The following is an 18,066-nucleotide window of genomic DNA, read 5'->3' as shown; positions in this document are numbered from 1 at the left end:
CCTTCGCTCACAAAAAACACCTCGCGGGATATTACCAGTGAACAGTAACATTATTTACTCAAACTGACATCTGCTCCGCAGTTTGTCCCGTTCCTGTGATCAGACATTTCGCCCATGGCGGCACCAGTTTCATCTTGTCCGTCCGTTTCAGAAATACAAATGCAGTCTCATAATCCGGCTTTTGTCCCGGATAAATCCCGTCACCATCTGTAAAATAGATCAGTGCTCTGAGATTCTTCAGTTCTTTTCTCTCTTTTTCCTGACGGATCAATTCAAATACAGGGCGGAAATCTGTACCTCCCCTGCCCTGGATCTTAACGTTCCGGATGTATTCCTTCCACTCTTCCTCAGAATGGATCACATCCACTTTCTGGATAAAACAGTCGCACTGGACGATATATACCTTCATCCTGCTGAAAAAATTCTCTTTTTCACTTAAAATCCCATAGGTTTCACCCAGAAATCTCTGTACAGTTTCTCCTGAACATGAACCGGATGTGTCAATGGCGATCACCAGCTCCTCCAGACGGTTTACTTCTTTATACTCCAACGGTTCTATCAATGGAATATTTCCATAATGTTCCATTCCAAAGCTGTAAAAAATATAATCAAAGCTCTCCGTATCCAGCTCCACTTCCTCCCGCAGTCTGCAGAACTGCTTCAGAAATTTCCGGTAATCATATTTACTGCGGTAGATCTCATCCAGTTCTTCCTGCTGATCGTTTGTCTGAGTCCCTGCCCTGCTTTGCATACCGGTCTTATTCTGTGAGGTATAAGCAAGGATATGTTCCCATTTTTCCTTTGTTCTCCTGCCTCCTGATGCCTGTCCGGCAGTTCTCTGCCAGAATATGTGATCATCAAAAGTATTTGTGTTCACCTGTGTATCATCTGATTTTCTTTTCTTCAGGCTGATTTTGCCTTCTCCGACAGCCTTGTCGATCAGCTGCTCTACAAAACAGTCGCATTCCCTGTCCCATTCACCGGAATCTCTGTCAGGTTCCATGAAAATATGAAGGTACAGACAGTGAAGCAGCATGTGCAGATATCCTCTTCTTACTGCTGCCGGATCTTCCAGATATTTTTTCATAAGAAATACCGGATTAAAATAAATCAGCTCCCCGTCTGTCCCAATTGTATCAATGCTGCTGTCTGCTTTGTATTCCAGACTTGCAAATGCCCCGTCCAGATAAGGAAAGTCCAGATATAATTGATTTCTGCAGTTTTGCAGGATTTTTTTTCCGGTAAGTTCCTGCTCTGTTGTTGTTTTACAGTGAAAAGTCTTTTTTTGGGTATCCATATTTTTTATCTTTCAGATGAAGCAGCCATACCAGAGAACGCAGCTTTGCTTTTTCCTGTGCACATCTTATAAAATTCTCCAGCTCATTTACGGAAAACCATCCGCATTTCTCGATCTGCTCCATCCTTTCTGTATCCTCATTCTCTATCAGAAGCTCCATTACAGAACGTATTCTGAGCTTCAGGTATTTCTGTATCTCCTGATATTTATCGGACTCTCTGTCCGGATTTTCCTGAAAATAAATCTCCAGAGCCTGTTCAAGCTTTCTGTCCTGCATCAGATCATCTTCCTCTCCTGTGAAATTACCATAACCACAATATAACACAAAAAAGCCTCATTTTAAAGTCCTGTTCCTGCCCCTCTATTGACTTTCCTTTCCGTTATGTTACTATAAAATTACATATATTCTATCACAGATGAAAGGATTTTATCTTATGAATACTATCAAAAAATTCATCCACTACTATGGTCCGTATAAAACGGTCTTTTTTATTGATCTGATATGTGCTGCCGTGATCAGTCTGATAGATCTGGCATATCCTCAGATCCTGCGGACTATGACAAAAACACTGTTCACTCAGGATCAGTCAAGGATTCTTCATGCACTGCCTGTGATCGCAGGAGGACTCTTTCTTATGTATGTGATCCAATGTCTCTGCAAATATTATGTAACCTGCCAGGGACACATGATGGGAGCAAATATGGAACGGGATATGCGGCAGGAATTATTTGATCATTACCAGCAGCTTTCATTTTCCTATTACAGTCAGAATAATTCCGGTCAGATGATGAGCAAGCTGGTCAGTGATCTTTTTGATATTTCCGAGTTTGCACACCATGGTCCTGAAAACCTTTTTATCTCTCTGGTAAAGATCATCGGTGCTTTTGTCTTTCTTTTCTTTATCAATAAGAAACTGGCATTTCCACTGATCATCCTTGTTATTGTTATGTTTTGGTTTTCCTTTAAGCAGAATGCCCGAATGCAGGCAACTTTTATGGAAAACAGACGTAAGATCGGGGATGTCAATGCAAGTCTCCAGGACACACTTTCCGGTATCCGTGTGGTACAGTCCTTTGCAAATGAAGATATTGAACATAACAAATTCAAAAAAAGCAATGAAGCTTTTCTGCTTTCAAAGCGTGATAATTATCGCTGTATGGGAAGCTTTATGAGCTCTAATCTGTTCTTTCAGGGAATGATGTATCTGGTCACTCTGGTGTATGGCGGTTATCTTATTGCCAACGGAGAAATGCAGACTGCAGATCTTGCCATGTATGCACTTTATATCGGAATCTTTATCAGTCCGATCCAGATTCTGGTCGAGCTGGTAGAAATGATGCAAAAGGGTCTTTCAGGCTTTCGCCGTTTCCTTGATGTTATGGAAACAGAGTCAGAGATCACAGACGCTCCGGATGCCAGAGAACTTACTGATGTGAAAGGACATGTAAGCTATGAGCATGTATCTTTTCATTACAGTGACGATAATACCCCTGTTCTCAGTGATATCTCTATTGATATCCCTGCCGGAAAGTCTGTGGCACTTGTGGGTCCGTCAGGTGGCGGGAAAACTACTATCTGTTCTCTTCTGCCACGCTTTTATGATGTAACAGAGGGACGGATCACTGTTGATGGAAAAGATATCCGCAGCCTGACTCTGAAGAGTCTCAGAAATAATATCGGAACTGTACAGCAGGATGTCTATCTGTTTGACGGTACGATCCGGGATAATATTGCATATGGAAAACCGGGAGCTTCTGATGAAGAGATTATTGCAGCTGCAAAGCGGGCAAGCATTCATGATTTTATTATGGAACTTCCACAGCAGTATGATACCTATGTCGGAGAACGCGGAACAAGACTTTCGGGCGGTCAGAAACAGAGGATTTCCATTGCACGTGTGTTCCTGAAGAATCCGCCGATCCTGATCCTTGATGAAGCTACGAGCGCTCTGGATAATGAGAGTGAACGATGGATCCAGAGAAGTCTTGAAGAGCTTTCACAGAACCGTACTACTATTACCATTGCGCACAGACTTTCTACGATCAGGGATGCGGATGAGATTATTGTGATCACTGAGGATGGGATTGCTGAGAGGGGGACACATGAAGAGCTGTTGGATATGAATGGAGTGTATGCGGCTTATTATAATATGTGATTTTGTTTATAGTATCCGATAATAAACTGCGAAACAGTTATCTTTATATTTGCAATCTACTGATATATATTATAACAGCGCAGGAAAATTAATTGTCTGGCGTGCATTTGCAGGATACTTAGATATTCTTAGACGATAAAAATATGCGTTATGAGCCCACAGGGTCACTGTCTGAGCGACAGCGAGTTTGACCCTGCGGGCTCATGCTTTTAGCAGATTTTTATCGCCTTAGAATATCTTAGTGTCCGAAACCGCACGCCAGACAATTAATTTTCCTGCGCGTCCGTCAATCTATACTATTTTCGGTATACGAATGCCGGGAGGCCGTCTTCGCCGCAGGGGATCTGTACTGTTCCCTGGATCAGGGGGCGGGCGTAGTTTATGAAGGCTTCAGTGACGTCAGATCCGTCTTCTGTGATCCACTCTGATGGAACTGTTTTTTCTTCGTTGCAGATGGCATTGACGTCTTCAAGACCACATTCCATGATATAGGTTCCGTCAGAGGTTTCTTTGCGGATAAATGAGATCATTTTTCCTGTTTCGCCGTTGAGGGCTGCCTGTACGCCGAATTCTCCGGCTTTGATGGCTTCCTGCTGGTCTGTGGCGGACATCATGGATGCAGAGCAACGCTGGCTGACGTTGAGTTCTACAGAACGGGCTTTTACACCGAGGCGGTTTCTGACAAGGTTTTCGAGATATTTACCACAGCCTGCCAGCATTTTGTGTCCAAAGGTATCAGTGCCTACGGAATTGTCGTATTCACAGATAAATGTGCCCTTGTCGTCATGGATTCCTTCTGATACGCAGACAATGACATTGCAGTTTTTCTCAAAGGAGTTCTCTACTGCTTTAAGAAATTCTTCCTGGTCAAAGGCTGTTTCCGGAAGGTAGATGAGAAGAGGGTTGTCTCCTGTATATTTGCGGGCAAGTGCAGATGCAGCAGTGAGCCATCCTGCGTGGCGGCCCATAATTTCTATAATCGTTACGGATTTCTTTTCATAAACATTTGCATCTATGGTAATCTCGCGGACTGTAGAAGCTACATATCTGGCTGCACTTCCAAATCCCGGAGTATGGTCTGTGTGGATCAGATCATTGTCGATTGTTTTTGGTTCTCCGAGGATACGGATATCACTGCCTGTCTGCGCAGCATAACGGGAAAGTTTGCTCACCGTATCCATGGAATCATTTCCACCGATATAGAAAAACCAGCCAATATTCATTTCTTCAAATTTTTTAAAAAGTCTTGGATAAACCGGATCTTCCAGTGATTCCGGCAATTTATAGCGGCAGGAACCAAGATAAGCACCTGGTGTGACTTTCAGACCGTCAAGTTTCTCTCCCGGAAGTGCTTCGGCAAAGTCAAGAACTGTTCCATTTAAAAATCCTTCAATTCCGTTTATCATTCCGTAAACATGCTCAATAGCTTCCGGATGACGCATTCCCTCGGATACAACTCCGTAAAGGCTGCTGTTAATTACTGCGGTAGGACCGCCGGACTGACCGACGATCAGATTCTTTCTGGACATAAGAAACCTCCTGTATCGTTTAATTTAATGTGATTGCTTTTCATTATATCATACAACTGCCTTCCATAGCAATTCAATAAAAAGGTGTGTTCCCACATCCCCCTGTGAAAGCACACCTTATATTTCCCATATTCAGTTTCTGTTTTTATTCCCCGAATTCCCTGTGGTCTTCTTCCAGTTTCTGTTCTATTTTAATCTTTTTTTTTGCCTCTTCTTTCTGCTCATCCCGTGTTTTCGGAAGGATCACATTAAGCATTACTGCAATAATAGTTGCAAGGACAACCGGTGATTTACCGAAAATTGTTGTTACCCATGTGGGAAAGCTTGCAAGTGCAGCTGTTGCCTGAGATACACCCATTCCCAGTGCAGCTGCGAGTCCTACGATAGATGAATTACGGTAATCCATCTCAGCAGAAGCAACCAGCTTCATACCTGTCATTGCGATCGATGCAAATACAGACACAGTTGCACCGCCCAGTACACACTGAGGAATCGTTGTCAGGATAGCTGAGAATTTCGGAACCAGACCTGCTATACCGAGAATTGCAGCTGCAAGTCCCAGTACCCAACGGTTGATAACCTTTGTAGTTGTAACAATACCAACGTTCTGGCTGTATGTTGCTGTGGGAAGTCCGCCGAGCAATGCGCCTACAACGTTAGAAAGACCATAACCAACGATTCCACGCTGCAGTTCATCATCCTTAGGTGTTCTGTCCATAGCTCCGATCGTAGTCGCTGAATAATCACCGATTGCCTGAATAGAGTTGATAGCAAATAAAATTCCCAGTGCAACACAGGAAGACGGCTCAAACTGTACTCCAAAATGCATCAGAGATGGAAGCTGACAGACACCTGCTTCCCCTATGCTTGAGAAATCTACCATTCCAAACGGAATAGAAACCAGATATCCCACTATAATACCGATCAGAATAGATGCCAGTTTCCAGATTCCCTTTCCAAAATGATTCAGAGCTGTAACAACGATCAGCGTGAAAAATGCAATTGCCCAGTTCTGCCAGGATCCGTAATTCGGACTGCTGGTACCGCCTGCCATATAATTAATGGCAGTCGGATACAGGGAAAGACCGATGGTAAATACGACTGTTCCTGTGATTAGCGGCGGGAAAAATACCCGAATCTTCTTGACCAGCAAACCCATAACAACTGCTACGATACCACCAACAATCTCCGCACCCATGATTGCTGCTATTCCATACGATTCTGCTATCGCCTGCATACTTGGCACGTAAGCAAAGCTGACACCCATGATAATAGGCAGGCCTGAGCCAATTGCAAATTTCGCCTTTCCGCCAATCGGAAACAGCTGAAGCAAAGTTGACAATGCTGCAATGACCAGTGCCGACTGGATCAGGATAACCTGGTCTTCTCTGGAGAGTCCGCCTGGAACTGCTCCGGAAACGATGATCGCCGGTGTGACACAGCCAACGATCATAGCTACGACATGCTGCATGGCAAGGGGTAAAGCCTCACTCATGCGGGGGATTCCGTCAGTTTCAAAAATACTGCCTCTCTTCATAATTGCCTCCCAATTTCTTTTGTACGATTGTAACATTTTTTGTCCAAAAAAACAATTAGACATCCTAATTATTTTTGGTCTAAAACTATACAATATTTATTCTTAAAATTTGGTTATTATTTTATCTTTTATATGTATTTTCCAGTATTTCATAAACCTTTCAGTTTATAATCTCAAATGTCCGATACAGATCCAGTCTTCCATATCCCCATCCCGGATTGGGGTATTCCATCTGTTCTTCTCTCACTGCCCCTTTCTGCAGATAAAACTTCACCGTATTTCCCGATGCATAAGGAATATTTCCTCTCACGATCGCCCATTCCTGCACCAATGCTGCTGCTCCTGCAACAACAGCCGAAGAAAGACTGCTCCCCGAAGCCTTTCCAAACGCCCCTCCCGGCAATGGAATGAGCAGATCTACTCCCGGTGCTGCCAGATCAGGTGTCACCTGGTTATTTGGAGTAAACCCTCGCCCAGCCTGAAAATACAGACTGTTATCCAGATACTGATAAGCTGTTGCCGTAATACCTCTGGTTGAATCCCCAGGTGCAGTAACAGTTATATAAGGTGTAGACTCCAGAAAATAAGTATCCGGCGAAATCAGCCCTTGCACCGGAAGCCACATGTGAAACCTGCTTCCCGATATTCCTTTTTTACTGACATTTACCTTCCAGATACCTGCTGCCGGATGAAAGAAGCGAAAATAAATCAGCTGTTTCCCGGTCATCCGCTCCATCTTTACGTAATTGACCAGCACTTTCGTCTCCACAAAAATGAAACTTAATTCCTGAGTACCTGCACCAAGAGAACTGCTCACATACAGCTTTTCTCCTGCCGGTGACTGTAACGATATCCCATAGTCATCCGGCGGATCTCCCCAAAATTCCATGGAAAATCCTTCTTCTTTATCCGCAATACGAAGTTCAACAGTATCCTGATTTTTCACATAGTCCAACTCTGCTGTATAATGATGCTGTGCTGCACCCTCATTTCCTGCTGCCACAGATACTGATACCTGAGAATCTTCATTAATATAATCTACATATCGACTCAGCTCACTGTCACCAACATGTGCGCTCTGATTGGTGCCAAGTCCCAGACAAACGGAAACCGGCATTCCCATCTCTTGTGCCATCTTCACTGCAAAAGAAATCCCCAGCATAATGTCGTCTTCCTGAAATACCGGTGCCTGTGGCGGATACTGGTAAAATTTTCTCAGATAGGATTTTGCTTTCTTTAATTTCACCACAATGATCGTTGCTTTCGGAGCTGCTCCTGAGAAATTTTCTGTGGGTACAAAATTGCCTGCTGCCAGCCCTGCCATAGCTGTACCATGTCCGTTCTCATCCAATGAGGGTACAATCTCCTGTGGATTCTCCGACAGCAATGCCTGATTAATTTCCTCTCCGGTAAAAACCTTTCCATAAGGAACCTGTTCATCCTCATTTCCCGGAATTGTCTGATCCCAGATATATGCAATACGGCTTACATCTCCGTTTCGAAAGATTGGATTCAGATAATCAATCCCGGAATCAATCACTGCGATCACTGTGCCCTCTCCCTGAAGTTTCAGATAGGGATGATTATGTAACCGCGTAATCCCGGATGAATTTAATGCATCCGCATCCATAAATGTATAACACTTCGGCAAAGATGCATACGTATAGGAATTAATTTCCAACGGACCAATCTCATTCAGCGGAATATATAGAATTCCAAACAATTCATTCACAGGAAGAAATTTTCCGCCCATATTCTGTCCATGTTTTACAATAAAATCCCCGTACTCTTCATCCTGTGCCGGCGGTATTGACGGCTCAGCATGAATGCCCGGGGGGTTTTCCTGCTGTATCTGCACTTCAAAATCGTCAGGTCTGAACATTACTGTCCTCCCTGGATTTTTTATACATGATATGCACAATATATGCTCTTTATGACAATTCTAACCTTTACTGTTCAGACTGATATTCGCTTCCTGCTTTTGTTTCTTCACAACAGTCAGTAATAATATAATTCCAGCCACAGTTGTAAAAATACTGATAAACTGCGAAGTCGACAATACTCCTACGCTTCCTCTTTCAATATCTCCTCTGAAAAATTCGATCACAAATCTTCCTATACTGTAGAAAATAAGATAGCAGGCAGCCACCTGTCCATCTGCTTTCTTATGCTTTGCCACATAAAGCAGCAGCAGAAAATGGGCAAAATCCAAAAAACCGGAATAAATCTGTGTCGGGATCAGAGCAACATTGTTGGGTGCAAAATCTGAATTTGTAAACGTAACCGCCAGAGGCCCTGAAGTTTCTTTCCCATAACAGCAGCCTGCCAGAAAGCATCCAATCCTGCCAAATCCCTGTGCCAGTGCAATGGATGGCATCATCAGATCAAAATACTCCAGAAATTTCAACTTCTTTATCCTGCAGTACAGCCAGCCCACCAGAATTCCTCCGATGATCCCTCCATATACCACAAATCCATCTGATCCTATGATCTGCCTCGGATTCTGCAGAAATTCCCTCCAGTTGGTGATCCAGAACAAAATCTTCGCAGATGTAAATCCACCAATGGCGCACCACACTACCAGATAAAAAATATGTTCACATGCAAGTTTCAGTTTACGCGCTCTCTGCTCAGCCACAAACCAGGCAGCCAATACTCCCATGGCAATCATAAATCCATAACCATATACCGTCAACGGTCCTATATGCAACAATTCATTATGCATGTCTCAAATCCTCTCAAATCTTAAAATACTTCCTGTCACTCTCTCATTTTATTTATTATTCACAGTCGGATTTCCCAAATAAACCTTCAAAAACCTCCAGCAATTTTTCATTTGCATAATCATTGGCTTCATTCTCATGTACCGCTTCCGCATCTGCTTCTCCGCAGATATCCACACCGGCAATCTTTCCACTGCTTTCTTTTGCACATTCCAATACAGTCTGTACACCGGACACCAAAGTTGTCAGCCTCATATCCCCCTGGCTCCATGTCGTCTGTGCATCCTCTGTACAAAGCACATCTTTATCAACAGATATATATAATGGAAGGAATTTTTCAGCATCTTCCTGTAAACCTTCCGATTTTCTCCAATTACATACTTCACTGACTGTTTCCCTGAGAAACCAGTTTCTCTCTTCATCATTCATCACCTGAAGTTTCTCTCTGGAGAGAAATATCACTCTGTCCTTCAGATTCTCATCTACCTGCTCATAGGCTGCTTCATCCGGTCCCACAAGGATCACATATTTCAGATTCTCCAGTTCCTCCAACGCTGCCGCGATCCATCCTCCACACGACAAAATCCCACCAAAAGCCGGAGGCTGCATATCTGTATGATTATCGTATACCAGCAGACAGAACGGTTGATCCATTCTTGTCAGCCAAAGTCTTGTCATATAGTGATAATTGCCGGAATCAATAAAATGGATTCCGACAGTTGGATAATTTTCTGTTCGTTTATTAATCTCTGCGATTGCTTCCTCATCACAATAGCAGTTTGTCCCACAGACATCCTGAAGCTCAATCCAGGATACCTGTCTGTTTTTCCAGAATTCTTCTTCTCTGTAAATTCCGGAGAAATTCATCAGTACAATGGGATTCTGTTCCTGCATATTTCACTCAGTCCTTCCATTCTTCCAGCGGTTCATCATGATTTTTCAGCATTTCCCGGATTTCTCTGCCGGGACTTTCCACGCCTTCATCCGGAGTCTGCATCTCTGCATCCAGAATGGCGTCTGCATCTGCTGCATCTGCAGTCTTCCCGGTTTCTATTTCCATCTCCGCTTCCTGAACCTGAGAATCTGTATCTTGCTTCCATTCTGTTTCATCTTCATTTAAAGATTTATCCTGCACTTTTTCGTCCAGACCTGCATCTGCCGGGTCATCCCATGGTTTCTCTTTGCCATTCTCTTCCTGTTCTTTTTCAGCACAGAATTTTTCGGATTTTTTCATTCCAAGACGAATCATGATCAAAAATACAATGTCTGCCACTCCATCAGCAGTCAGAATAATTCCGGAAAACAGGATCATCCGGGTTACACTCAAAAAAGAATAGAGCAACATGGAAACACCCAGCGCAATAAATACCAGACAGCCAATAAGAATAATCTTCCAGCGTCCTCTCTGGGCTTTTTTCAGTCTGTAACTTCCCTTTATCTTCCAGATACTGTCAACCAGTACCAAGGCTCCCAGTAAATATGGCAGGATTTTGATCACGATCTGCGGTGTAAAGAAAAGAAAAATTCCAAGCACCATGACGATCACACCCGTAAACAGATCAAGAATCGTTGCCTTTTCCTTCTCAGCTGTATAAATAACAATATGATAAATACCGGAAGCGATCATTACCAGTCCGAATACAATCTTGCAGATAATGTTTACGGTCTGGTCCGGAACCAGGAGCAGACACAGACCAAATGCCAGATAAAAAACCGATGATAAAATCTCGCTTTTTAAAAAATCAGAAACTTTTTTCCCCATAACCTTTTCCTCCTGACTGTATGATAGCAAGTCCACACCCACTCTTATTGCTTTTCGCAATCTCCGCAGGGGACTTACTTGATTCGGTTAAAAATACTATTCCATTTCTTCTAAAATAGTATAACTTCTTTCTTTCTCTTCGTCCACAGGCAACTGCATGACTTTGTGTAAAATTTGTGAATTTTTCCTTGAAGTTTTTTTAGTGCGTATTATAATTATAGCGATACTCATAAATAATACATTTGAGAGTATTGCTATAAATAAAACTATGTCATAAAATGGATATTTTCCATAGGAAGGATTTATTTTGAAAAAACAACCAAAGAATAAAGTTTTATTTCTTATCCCTGTCGGTGTTATACTCGCCGGTGCAGTGATTTTTTTATGCACCCGCGGAAATGAGAATGATTCTGTCTGTAAAGAAAATGTAGCCCGCCTTCAGGCTCTGGAAAATTCAGACATTTCACAGACAGAAGAACAGCTTCAGGCTCTGAAACAGACAACCGGCATTTCTTCCGGTTCTGATGCTTCAGACGGTTCCGGATCTACCCTGTTAAGTGATGTAGAAATCCGACAGGTTTTTGCCGGAAACGTCATCATCGGTGACTCTATCACAGAATCCATCGTAGAATACGGATATCTGGATACGGATGTGGTAGTCAGCAAACGAGGATTAAATGTAGGTGCAGCCGATGATCAGATCAGTACGGCAATTGCTCTGAATCCCTCTCATGTATTCATGGCATTTGGTTCCAACGACCTGGAAATATATGGTTCGGCTTCATCAGAATTTATTGATGCATACAGGACGCAGATAAAGAAAATCCAGACAGCCTTACCGGATGTCCCAATTTATATCAACTGCATTCTGCCGATTACTGATGAAGCGATCGCACAGACTCCTGATCTTGGATATTACCCTGATTATAATGAAGGACTTATCAAACTCTGTCAGGAAATGGGATGTACCTTTATTGACAATTCAACGATTGTAACAGACAGTTCAGAAAATCTGTATGAACCGGACGGTGAACATGTGATTCAGGACTACTATCCCAAATGGCTGACAAATATGGCACAGATTGCGGGGTTAAAGGCATGAAAAATTATTTACATATTTTTATCAAAGGTGCATTTGTTCTTTTCCTTATCGCATATCTGGCTGTCCTGTATACCTCCGACAGCGCAAAGAATGTACCCATGGAACAGATTGCACAGACTATGGAACAGGATTCTGATATCACTTCTTTAAATAAAGAAGCACGTTCTGATCTGAAACATTATTATCAGACAGATGACCGCAATATTGACGGTTATTTCTTCTACAAAGCCGCTTCACCCATGGCAGTAGAAGAAATCTGTATTATGAAGGCCACTGACAATACCCAGGCAAATACTTTGCTTGAAAATGCAAACGCCCATCTCTCCGGTCAGAAGCAGGTATTTGAGGGCTATGGCACAGATCAGATGGCTCTTCTGAACAATGCAGTTGTTGGAAAAAAAGGAAACTATGTATATTATATGTGCGGCGCAGACGCACAGAACTGGCGCACTGCCTTTCTTTCCATGATATAAGCATTTTACTTTAATCCTCGTAACTGTTCCGCATTTTACGCTAATGGACTGCAGAACCATTACTATGGCAGTCCTCTTAATAATACTGTTAAGAGAAAATGCAGTTAAGAGAATTACTATAATATTCATAATATCCAGATTGGAGAACTTTTAATATGGTATTCAACAGTATATTTTTTATATTCTGCTTTCTTCCGGTTTTCATGCTGATCTACTACCTGGTACCGGGAAAGCTCCGCAATCTGCTGCTGTTTTTGGGCAGTCTGATCTTTTATGCCTGGGGAGAACCTGTATATGTGATCCTCATGCTGTTTTCCAGTATCTTCAACTATTATATGGGTACAGAACTGGAACGTTTATATTATGATGACAGGAAACAGAAAATTAATCTGATCTTCTCAATCATTATAAATCTTGCAGTACTTGTGTTTTTTAAATATTATGGATTCTTACTTAACACAATCGGAGGAATCATCGGTATCCATATCCCTCATCCGGAGCTTTCGCTGCCGATAGGACTTTCTTTCTACACTTTCCGTAATTTGTCCTATCTTTTTGATATTTATTTAAGTAAGGTCAGTGCGCAGCGAAATTTCCTGACCTTTTCCGTATACAGCACAATGTTTCCTTATACCTCTGCCGGACCAATCGTACGATATACGGATATAGAGACGCAGCTGAAGCAGCGTACCATCAATATCTCCAAATTCGGTATCGGTGCAGAGCTTTTTGTCAAAGGTCTTGCAAAGAAAGTTCTTCTGGCAGATAATCTCTCGGTTTTATACAGCAGTATCTGTGGTCATCCACAGATGTCTGTATTTACTTCATGGCTTGGCATTCTGGCTTATACAATGCAGCTTTATTTTGACTTCAGCGGCTATTCGGATATGGCCATCGGTCTGGGAAAAATGCTGGGATTTGATTTTAATAAGAACTTTGATTATCCCTATATTTCCACCAGTGTTTCTGAATTCTGGAGACGCTGGCATATTTCTCTTGGAAGCTGGTTCAGAGATTATATTTATATCCCGCTTGGCGGTAATCGGGTCTCCACTCTGAAACATATCCGAAATATCCTTGTGGTATGGGCACTTACCGGTCTATGGCATGGTGCAAGCTGGAATTTCGTACTATGGGGTGTTTATTACGGCCTCTTCCTTTTACTCGAAAAATTTGTACTTCAAAAATATCTGAAAAAAATACCATCCTGGCTTTGCACTGTATACACTATGCTTGTAGTCATGATCGGATGGGTATTCTTCAGCCAGACAGACTTTGGTGCCCTTGGCCATTACCTTGGAACTATGTTTGGAATCGGAGCTTCCGGTTTCATAGACAAAACTGCACTTTACTACCTCAAGACAGGATTTATCCTTCTTCTGATCAGTATTCTTATGTGCCGTCCTGCTCCTTACCAGTACTTTAAGCGTCTGGTCAGACGCAGACCTGTTGCTGCAGTGATCATAAATCTTATTTTATTTGCATTATCGATTGCCTATATGGTTTATAACTCTTACACACCATTTTTATATGCAAAATTTTAAAAGGTAAACAATATGAAAAAATCATTAAGAAATTATCGTTTATTTTTCCACAGAATGGGACTTTTATTTTTATTTATCCCCTTGATCGTACTCATTCTGAGCATTGTGCTTCCTGACAGAGGATTTTCTGAAAAAGAAAACCGCGTACTTTCTTCCCTGCCTCATTTAAACGGCAGTCAGATTGCTTCCGGCGGATTTGAAAAACAATTTGAAACCTATGAAAATGATCAGTTTCCACTTCGCGATCTGTGGATTACCCTGAAAGCCGGAACTGACCGTCTGATGGGAAAAGTAGAATCTAATGGCGTATACGTTGGAAAATCCGGATATCTTATGGAAGAATTTAAAGCGCCTGATCAGACACAGTATGACGCCACTGTAAAAGCAATGACTGACTTTGCGCAAAAACATTCTGATCTGAAACAATATGCACTGATCGCCCCAAATTCTGTGAATATCCTGAGCGACAGGCTTCCTGCTTTTGCCCCTGTCCAGGATCAGAATTCCTGGCTTGACAGCCTCTCTGCCTCCCTGACCGATGCAGGTGTGACCTTTATTGATGTTCGCAGCACTTTTAAAGATCACAAAATGGAAGACCTCTATTATCACACTGATCATCACTGGACTACCCAGGGTGCTTATTATGCCTATCTTAAGGCAGCCAAAGATATGGGAATTGATACTTCAGCAGACACTTATGACAAAGCACCTGTCACCCGTTCTTTTCAGGGAACACTGTCTGCCAAAAGCGGTTTCCGCTCCGGCGAAAAAGATGAGATCGATGTATTTCTCCCCACCGGAGATCAGGCACTCTCTTCTGTAGTTAATTATGTAGACGAACAGAAAAAAAGTGCCAGCTTCTATGATACTGAGAAACTTGAGACAAGAGATAAATATGCATTATTCTTTGGTGGAAACCACGCTCAGATAAAGATCAGTACTCCTACTGAAACAGATAATACACTGCTTGTGCTTAAGGATTCATACGCAAACAGCTTCATCCCATTTCTTGCTCAGCATTACCGAAAGATCATAATGATTGATCCCCGTTATTACTTTGGAGATCTGGAGCAGTTAATGCAGGTTGAAAATGTTCAGGAAATTCTGTACCTGTATAATGCTAATACCTTCTTCACAGACACTTCTCTGGAGCTTGCCCTGACAACTGCTGAACAGGATTCTTCTGATACATCTGATATCAGATAATATTATATCAAAAAATCCCCACCGAAATTTCAATGCCGAGGAAACATTGACTTTCGGTGGGGATTTTTCACACATTCACACACATTTTATAACACACACTTTTCACACACTTTTTAATAATAGGTCAGGTATAACGACTGATTTAAAACAATAATACTGTGTCTTTCATTCCCCGTTCCCAGTTTATCTGTTTTTATATCAGCTGTACCTTAATGTGTATTATATCAGCATTTATGCCTACTTTTCATTTTATGCAAATTCAGCAATTTATTCTGCAAAAGTGTCCTTTGAGTCTCCAAAATGATTTACAAAATAATCATAGTACGTATCCAGTATTTCTTTCCGCCCACGAACACGTATAGGTACAAGTGTTCCATCTTCCATAATAAAATCGTCTTCTACATCCTTAATATAATCCATATTCACCAGATAACTCTGATGGCAGCGCAGAAAACGTTTCTCGTTAATTCTCTTCTCAATTTCTCCCAGCTTGTCCACTGTTATAATTTCGGAACCATCTGACAGATGCAGGGTGACATTATGTTTATCGCTGTCAATATACATGATATCATCTGTACATGGATAACGGTACTGTCTTCTGTTTTTGATTGCAACACGCCTTTTCATATCCGTTTTAAGAATCCTGTTCAGAAGTTTCATCAGTTTCTCTTCTGAAAATGATTTCAACAAATATCCGGAAGCCTGTACTTCATAACTCTCTATGGCATAATCCGGTGAGGCGGTAAGAAAAATGATCGGCACCTTACACTGTATCTGTCTCAATTTTCTTGCAGTTTCCATTCCATTAAGTTTCTTCATACAAATATCCAGAAAAAGCAGATCCATAGCAATGTATCCTTCTTCCACATCGGCTATAAGCGTCTCTCCTGAATCATATTCTACAATTGAAACCTCTTCATTTATTTCTTCAAAATACTGACACAATATTTCTTTTAAAAGAAGTCTTTCAATCTCAACATCATCACAAACGACGATCGTTTTCATGTAATTTCCCCTTTCCGTATCAATATAAAAAGCAGCTTCCAAAATCCTGTCAGTCGCAAAGTTCTGACATTTATCTGTAAACAGCACAATTTCTATTAATTATATATGCTTAATCCTACGTATTCAAGTACTTTTTTCATTTATTTTACTTTTTTATAACAATCATTGTTGTTTACTTTTTTTGTGTTATACTTATATGGCAGCTTCACTTATGACAGCACTTTGGTAAAACAATCATATACTGAACTGTTACTCCATTTAACCGAATCAGGTAAGTCCCCTGCGGAGCAGTTATTCGGTGTAAAGCTGCGTAGCAAAGCGGATGATTTTATCCGCTTGACACAGAAAGAAGGAATTATATGCGTCAGGAAAAATTTAAAATGGAACGTCAGGGATTAATAAATGTGGGAGATGAAATAGAAATTTCCGAATATCAGTCTTTTATGAATTACAGTTATATCATTGAACCGGCTGTGGCAATGTCCGGCTGTTATCCAAATGCAGAACGCATCAGATCCAGAAAAGGAATCGTAAAAAATATTGAACATACACCGCGAGGTTTTATAGTGACTGCAGAATTTGATGAATAATTACATATATTTTTCAAACACACTTCAGAAAGGAAATTATCATGGACAATAAAATAATAATCCGTACCGCTTCTGCTGCAGATGCGCCGGCACTGCTTAAAATTTACAGACCATATGTAGAAAATACAGCCATCACCTTTGAATATGATGTTCCCTCCACAGAAGAATTTGCTTCCCGGATTCAACACACTCTGAGAAAATACCCTTACCTTGTAGCTGAGGAAAAAGGAACTTTGCTTGGATACGCATATGCAGGTCCTTTCCATGAAAGACCTGCATATGACTGGGCTGTGGAAACATCTATTTATGTTGATCAGTCTCTTAAACACAGAGGGATAGGCCGCAGGCTTCATGATGCCCTTGAAACCGCTTTACGTGAGCAGGGTATCTTGAATATGAATGCCTGCATTGCCTATCCTCCAAAGGAAGATGAACATCTTGACAAAAACAGTGTGGAATTTCACACTCATATGGGATATCGTCTTGTAGGTGAGTTCCATAAATGCGGTTACAAATTCAACCACTGGTATAATATGGTCTGGATGGAGAAGCTGATCGGTAAACATCTGACAGTTCAGGAGCCACCGAAATTCCCTCTCCTGTAGCCTGTTATTTCTGTGACTTCCAGAAATTATCAGAATCAATCCTGTGTCACTATCGCAAGTGTCAGTATACATTAACACAAAAAAACCTTAGAAGATATTTCTAAGGTTTTTCAAGAGGTGCCACCCGGATTTGAACCGGGGATAGAGGTGTTGCAGACCTTTGCCTTACCACTTGGCTATGGCACCATATTCACATTTTATTATATGTAAGAAATCTTACATAATGACTCCAAGGGGATTTGAACCCCTGTTACCGCCGTGAAAGGGCGGTGTCTTAACCGCTTGACCATGGAGCCTGGTAGAAAATTGAATTTGATATCGGACTTCATGTTTCCGAAAACTCCCCCTGTTGGACTCGAACCAACGACACTGCGGTTAACAGCCGCATGCTCTACCGACTGAGCTAAGGAGGAATAAAGGTTTGCACCTTCAAAACTACATACATGTTGACATTTCCTTGAGATTCATTCTTCCTGCGATTCTTGGTCAAGCCCTCACCCGATTAGTAACAGTCAGCTCCATGTGTTGCCACACTTC

The 18,066-nt window shown here is 41.8% G+C and carries 16 protein-coding genes and 3 tRNA genes; 7 read left to right on the top strand and 12 right to left on the bottom strand.

Going from position 1 to position 18,066, the window contains the following annotated elements:
• Nucleotides 1-58: 58 nt before the first annotated feature.
• Nucleotides 59-1,297, bottom strand: a complete 1,239-nt coding sequence (locus LI074_RS10795; protein WP_022380546.1) for a vWA domain-containing protein — start codon at nt 1,295-1,297, stop codon at nt 59-61.
• The gene (locus LI074_RS10790; RefSeq protein WP_173698178.1) at nt 1,266-1,622 is read right to left on the bottom strand and encodes a hypothetical protein; all 357 of its coding nucleotides are present in this window, start codon (nt 1,620-1,622) and stop codon (nt 1,266-1,268) included. Before LI074_RS10790 ends, LI074_RS10795 begins: the two co-directional genes overlap by 32 nt.
• Nucleotides 1,623-1,731: 109 nt before the next feature.
• On the opposite strand from LI074_RS10790, the gene LI074_RS10785 reads away from it, so the two are divergent.
• Nucleotides 1,732-3,453: an ABC transporter ATP-binding protein gene (locus tag LI074_RS10785; RefSeq protein WP_055152081.1), complete on the top strand. Its 1,722-nt coding sequence runs from the start codon at nt 1,732-1,734 to the stop codon at nt 3,451-3,453.
• A gap of 296 nt (nt 3,454-3,749) precedes the next feature.
• On the opposite strand, the gene LI074_RS10780 is transcribed toward LI074_RS10785, so the two are convergent.
• The 6 genes from LI074_RS10780 to LI074_RS10755 all read right to left on the bottom strand — a co-directional run bounded on the left by LI074_RS10780 (nt 3,750) and on the right by LI074_RS10755 (nt 11,004).
• Nucleotides 3,750-4,982, bottom strand: coding sequence for a 6-phosphofructokinase (locus LI074_RS10780; protein ID WP_055060235.1), 1,233 nt, complete (start codon nt 4,980-4,982; stop codon nt 3,750-3,752).
• Between the two features lie 145 nt (nt 4,983-5,127).
• Nucleotides 5,128-6,519: a uracil-xanthine permease family protein gene (locus tag LI074_RS10775; protein ID WP_025579386.1), complete on the bottom strand. Its 1,392-nt coding sequence runs from the start codon at nt 6,517-6,519 to the stop codon at nt 5,128-5,130.
• Between the two features lie 160 nt (nt 6,520-6,679).
• Nucleotides 6,680-8,401 (bottom strand): S8 family peptidase, encoded by a 1,722-nt coding sequence (locus LI074_RS10770; protein WP_008707889.1) that lies wholly within the window; start codon nt 8,399-8,401, stop codon nt 6,680-6,682.
• A 60-nt stretch (nt 8,402-8,461) separates the two neighbouring features.
• On the bottom strand, nt 8,462-9,244 hold the full coding sequence (locus LI074_RS10765) for a prolipoprotein diacylglyceryl transferase (RefSeq protein ID WP_008707888.1): 783 nt from the start codon (nt 9,242-9,244) through the stop codon (nt 8,462-8,464).
• Between the two features lie 55 nt (nt 9,245-9,299).
• The gene (locus LI074_RS10760) at nt 9,300-10,136 is read right to left on the bottom strand and encodes an arginase (protein ID WP_173698177.1); all 837 of its coding nucleotides are present in this window, start codon (nt 10,134-10,136) and stop codon (nt 9,300-9,302) included.
• 7 nt (nt 10,137-10,143) lie between these two features.
• Nucleotides 10,144-11,004: an HdeD family acid-resistance protein gene (locus LI074_RS10755; protein WP_020993448.1), complete on the bottom strand. Its 861-nt coding sequence runs from the start codon at nt 11,002-11,004 to the stop codon at nt 10,144-10,146.
• A gap of 307 nt (nt 11,005-11,311) precedes the next feature.
• Between LI074_RS10755 and LI074_RS10750 the strand changes: the two genes are divergently transcribed.
• The 4 genes from LI074_RS10750 (at nt 11,312) to LI074_RS10735 (ending at nt 15,329) form a co-directional block, all read left to right on the top strand.
• Entirely contained in the window at nt 11,312-12,106 is a 795-nt protein-coding gene (locus LI074_RS10750) for a GDSL-type esterase/lipase family protein (protein ID WP_008707883.1), read from the top strand.
• Nucleotides 12,103-12,579 carry a DUF4358 domain-containing protein gene (locus LI074_RS10745; RefSeq protein ID WP_008707882.1) on the top strand — a complete coding sequence of 159 codons (477 nt, stop codon included), beginning with the start codon at nt 12,103-12,105 and terminating at the stop codon, nt 12,577-12,579. The genes LI074_RS10750 and LI074_RS10745 overlap by 4 nt, the downstream gene beginning before the upstream one ends.
• Nucleotides 12,580-12,734: 155 nt before the next feature.
• Nucleotides 12,735-14,123, top strand: coding sequence for an MBOAT family O-acyltransferase (locus LI074_RS10740; protein WP_008707880.1), 1,389 nt, complete (start codon nt 12,735-12,737; stop codon nt 14,121-14,123).
• A 12-nt stretch (nt 14,124-14,135) separates the two neighbouring features.
• Complete coding sequence (locus tag LI074_RS10735; RefSeq protein WP_022380555.1) at nt 14,136-15,329, top strand: DHHW family protein; 1,194 nt, start codon at nt 14,136-14,138, stop codon at nt 15,327-15,329.
• Nucleotides 15,330-15,596: 267 nt separating this feature from the next.
• Here LI074_RS10735 and LI074_RS10730 read toward each other — a convergent pair whose 3' ends face one another.
• Complete coding sequence (locus LI074_RS10730) at nt 15,597-16,334, bottom strand: LytR/AlgR family response regulator transcription factor (RefSeq protein ID WP_008707876.1); 738 nt, start codon at nt 16,332-16,334, stop codon at nt 15,597-15,599.
• 359 nt (nt 16,335-16,693) lie between these two features.
• Here LI074_RS10730 and LI074_RS10725 point away from each other — a divergent pair, with 359 nt between their 5' ends.
• The gene (locus tag LI074_RS10725; protein ID WP_026650366.1) at nt 16,694-16,924 is read left to right on the top strand and encodes a hypothetical protein; all 231 of its coding nucleotides are present in this window, start codon (nt 16,694-16,696) and stop codon (nt 16,922-16,924) included.
• 41 nt (nt 16,925-16,965) lie between these two features.
• Nucleotides 16,966-17,529: a GNAT family N-acetyltransferase gene (locus tag LI074_RS10720; RefSeq protein ID WP_118615008.1), complete on the top strand. Its 564-nt coding sequence runs from the start codon at nt 16,966-16,968 to the stop codon at nt 17,527-17,529.
• A 115-nt stretch (nt 17,530-17,644) separates the two neighbouring features.
• Here the strand turns inward: LI074_RS10720 and LI074_RS10715 are convergent.
• The 3 genes from LI074_RS10715 to LI074_RS10705 all read right to left on the bottom strand — a co-directional run bounded on the left by LI074_RS10715 (nt 17,645) and on the right by LI074_RS10705 (nt 17,942).
• Nucleotides 17,645-17,715 (bottom strand) — tRNA-Cys (locus LI074_RS10715).
• Nucleotides 17,716-17,753: 38 nt separating this feature from the next.
• A tRNA-Glu gene (locus LI074_RS10710) sits at nt 17,754-17,825 on the bottom strand.
• A 44-nt stretch (nt 17,826-17,869) separates the two neighbouring features.
• Nucleotides 17,870-17,942, bottom strand: a tRNA-Asn gene (locus tag LI074_RS10705).
• Between the last annotated feature and the right edge of the window lie 124 nt (nt 17,943-18,066).

It is taken from the genome of Blautia sp. MSK18_10, from assembly GCF_020553185.1.
GTDB lineage: Bacteria > Bacillota > Clostridia > Lachnospirales > Lachnospiraceae > Blautia_A > Blautia_A wexlerae.
The sequence above is the reverse complement of the archived record's forward strand: the minus strand, read 5'-3'. Positions and strand labels throughout refer to the sequence as shown.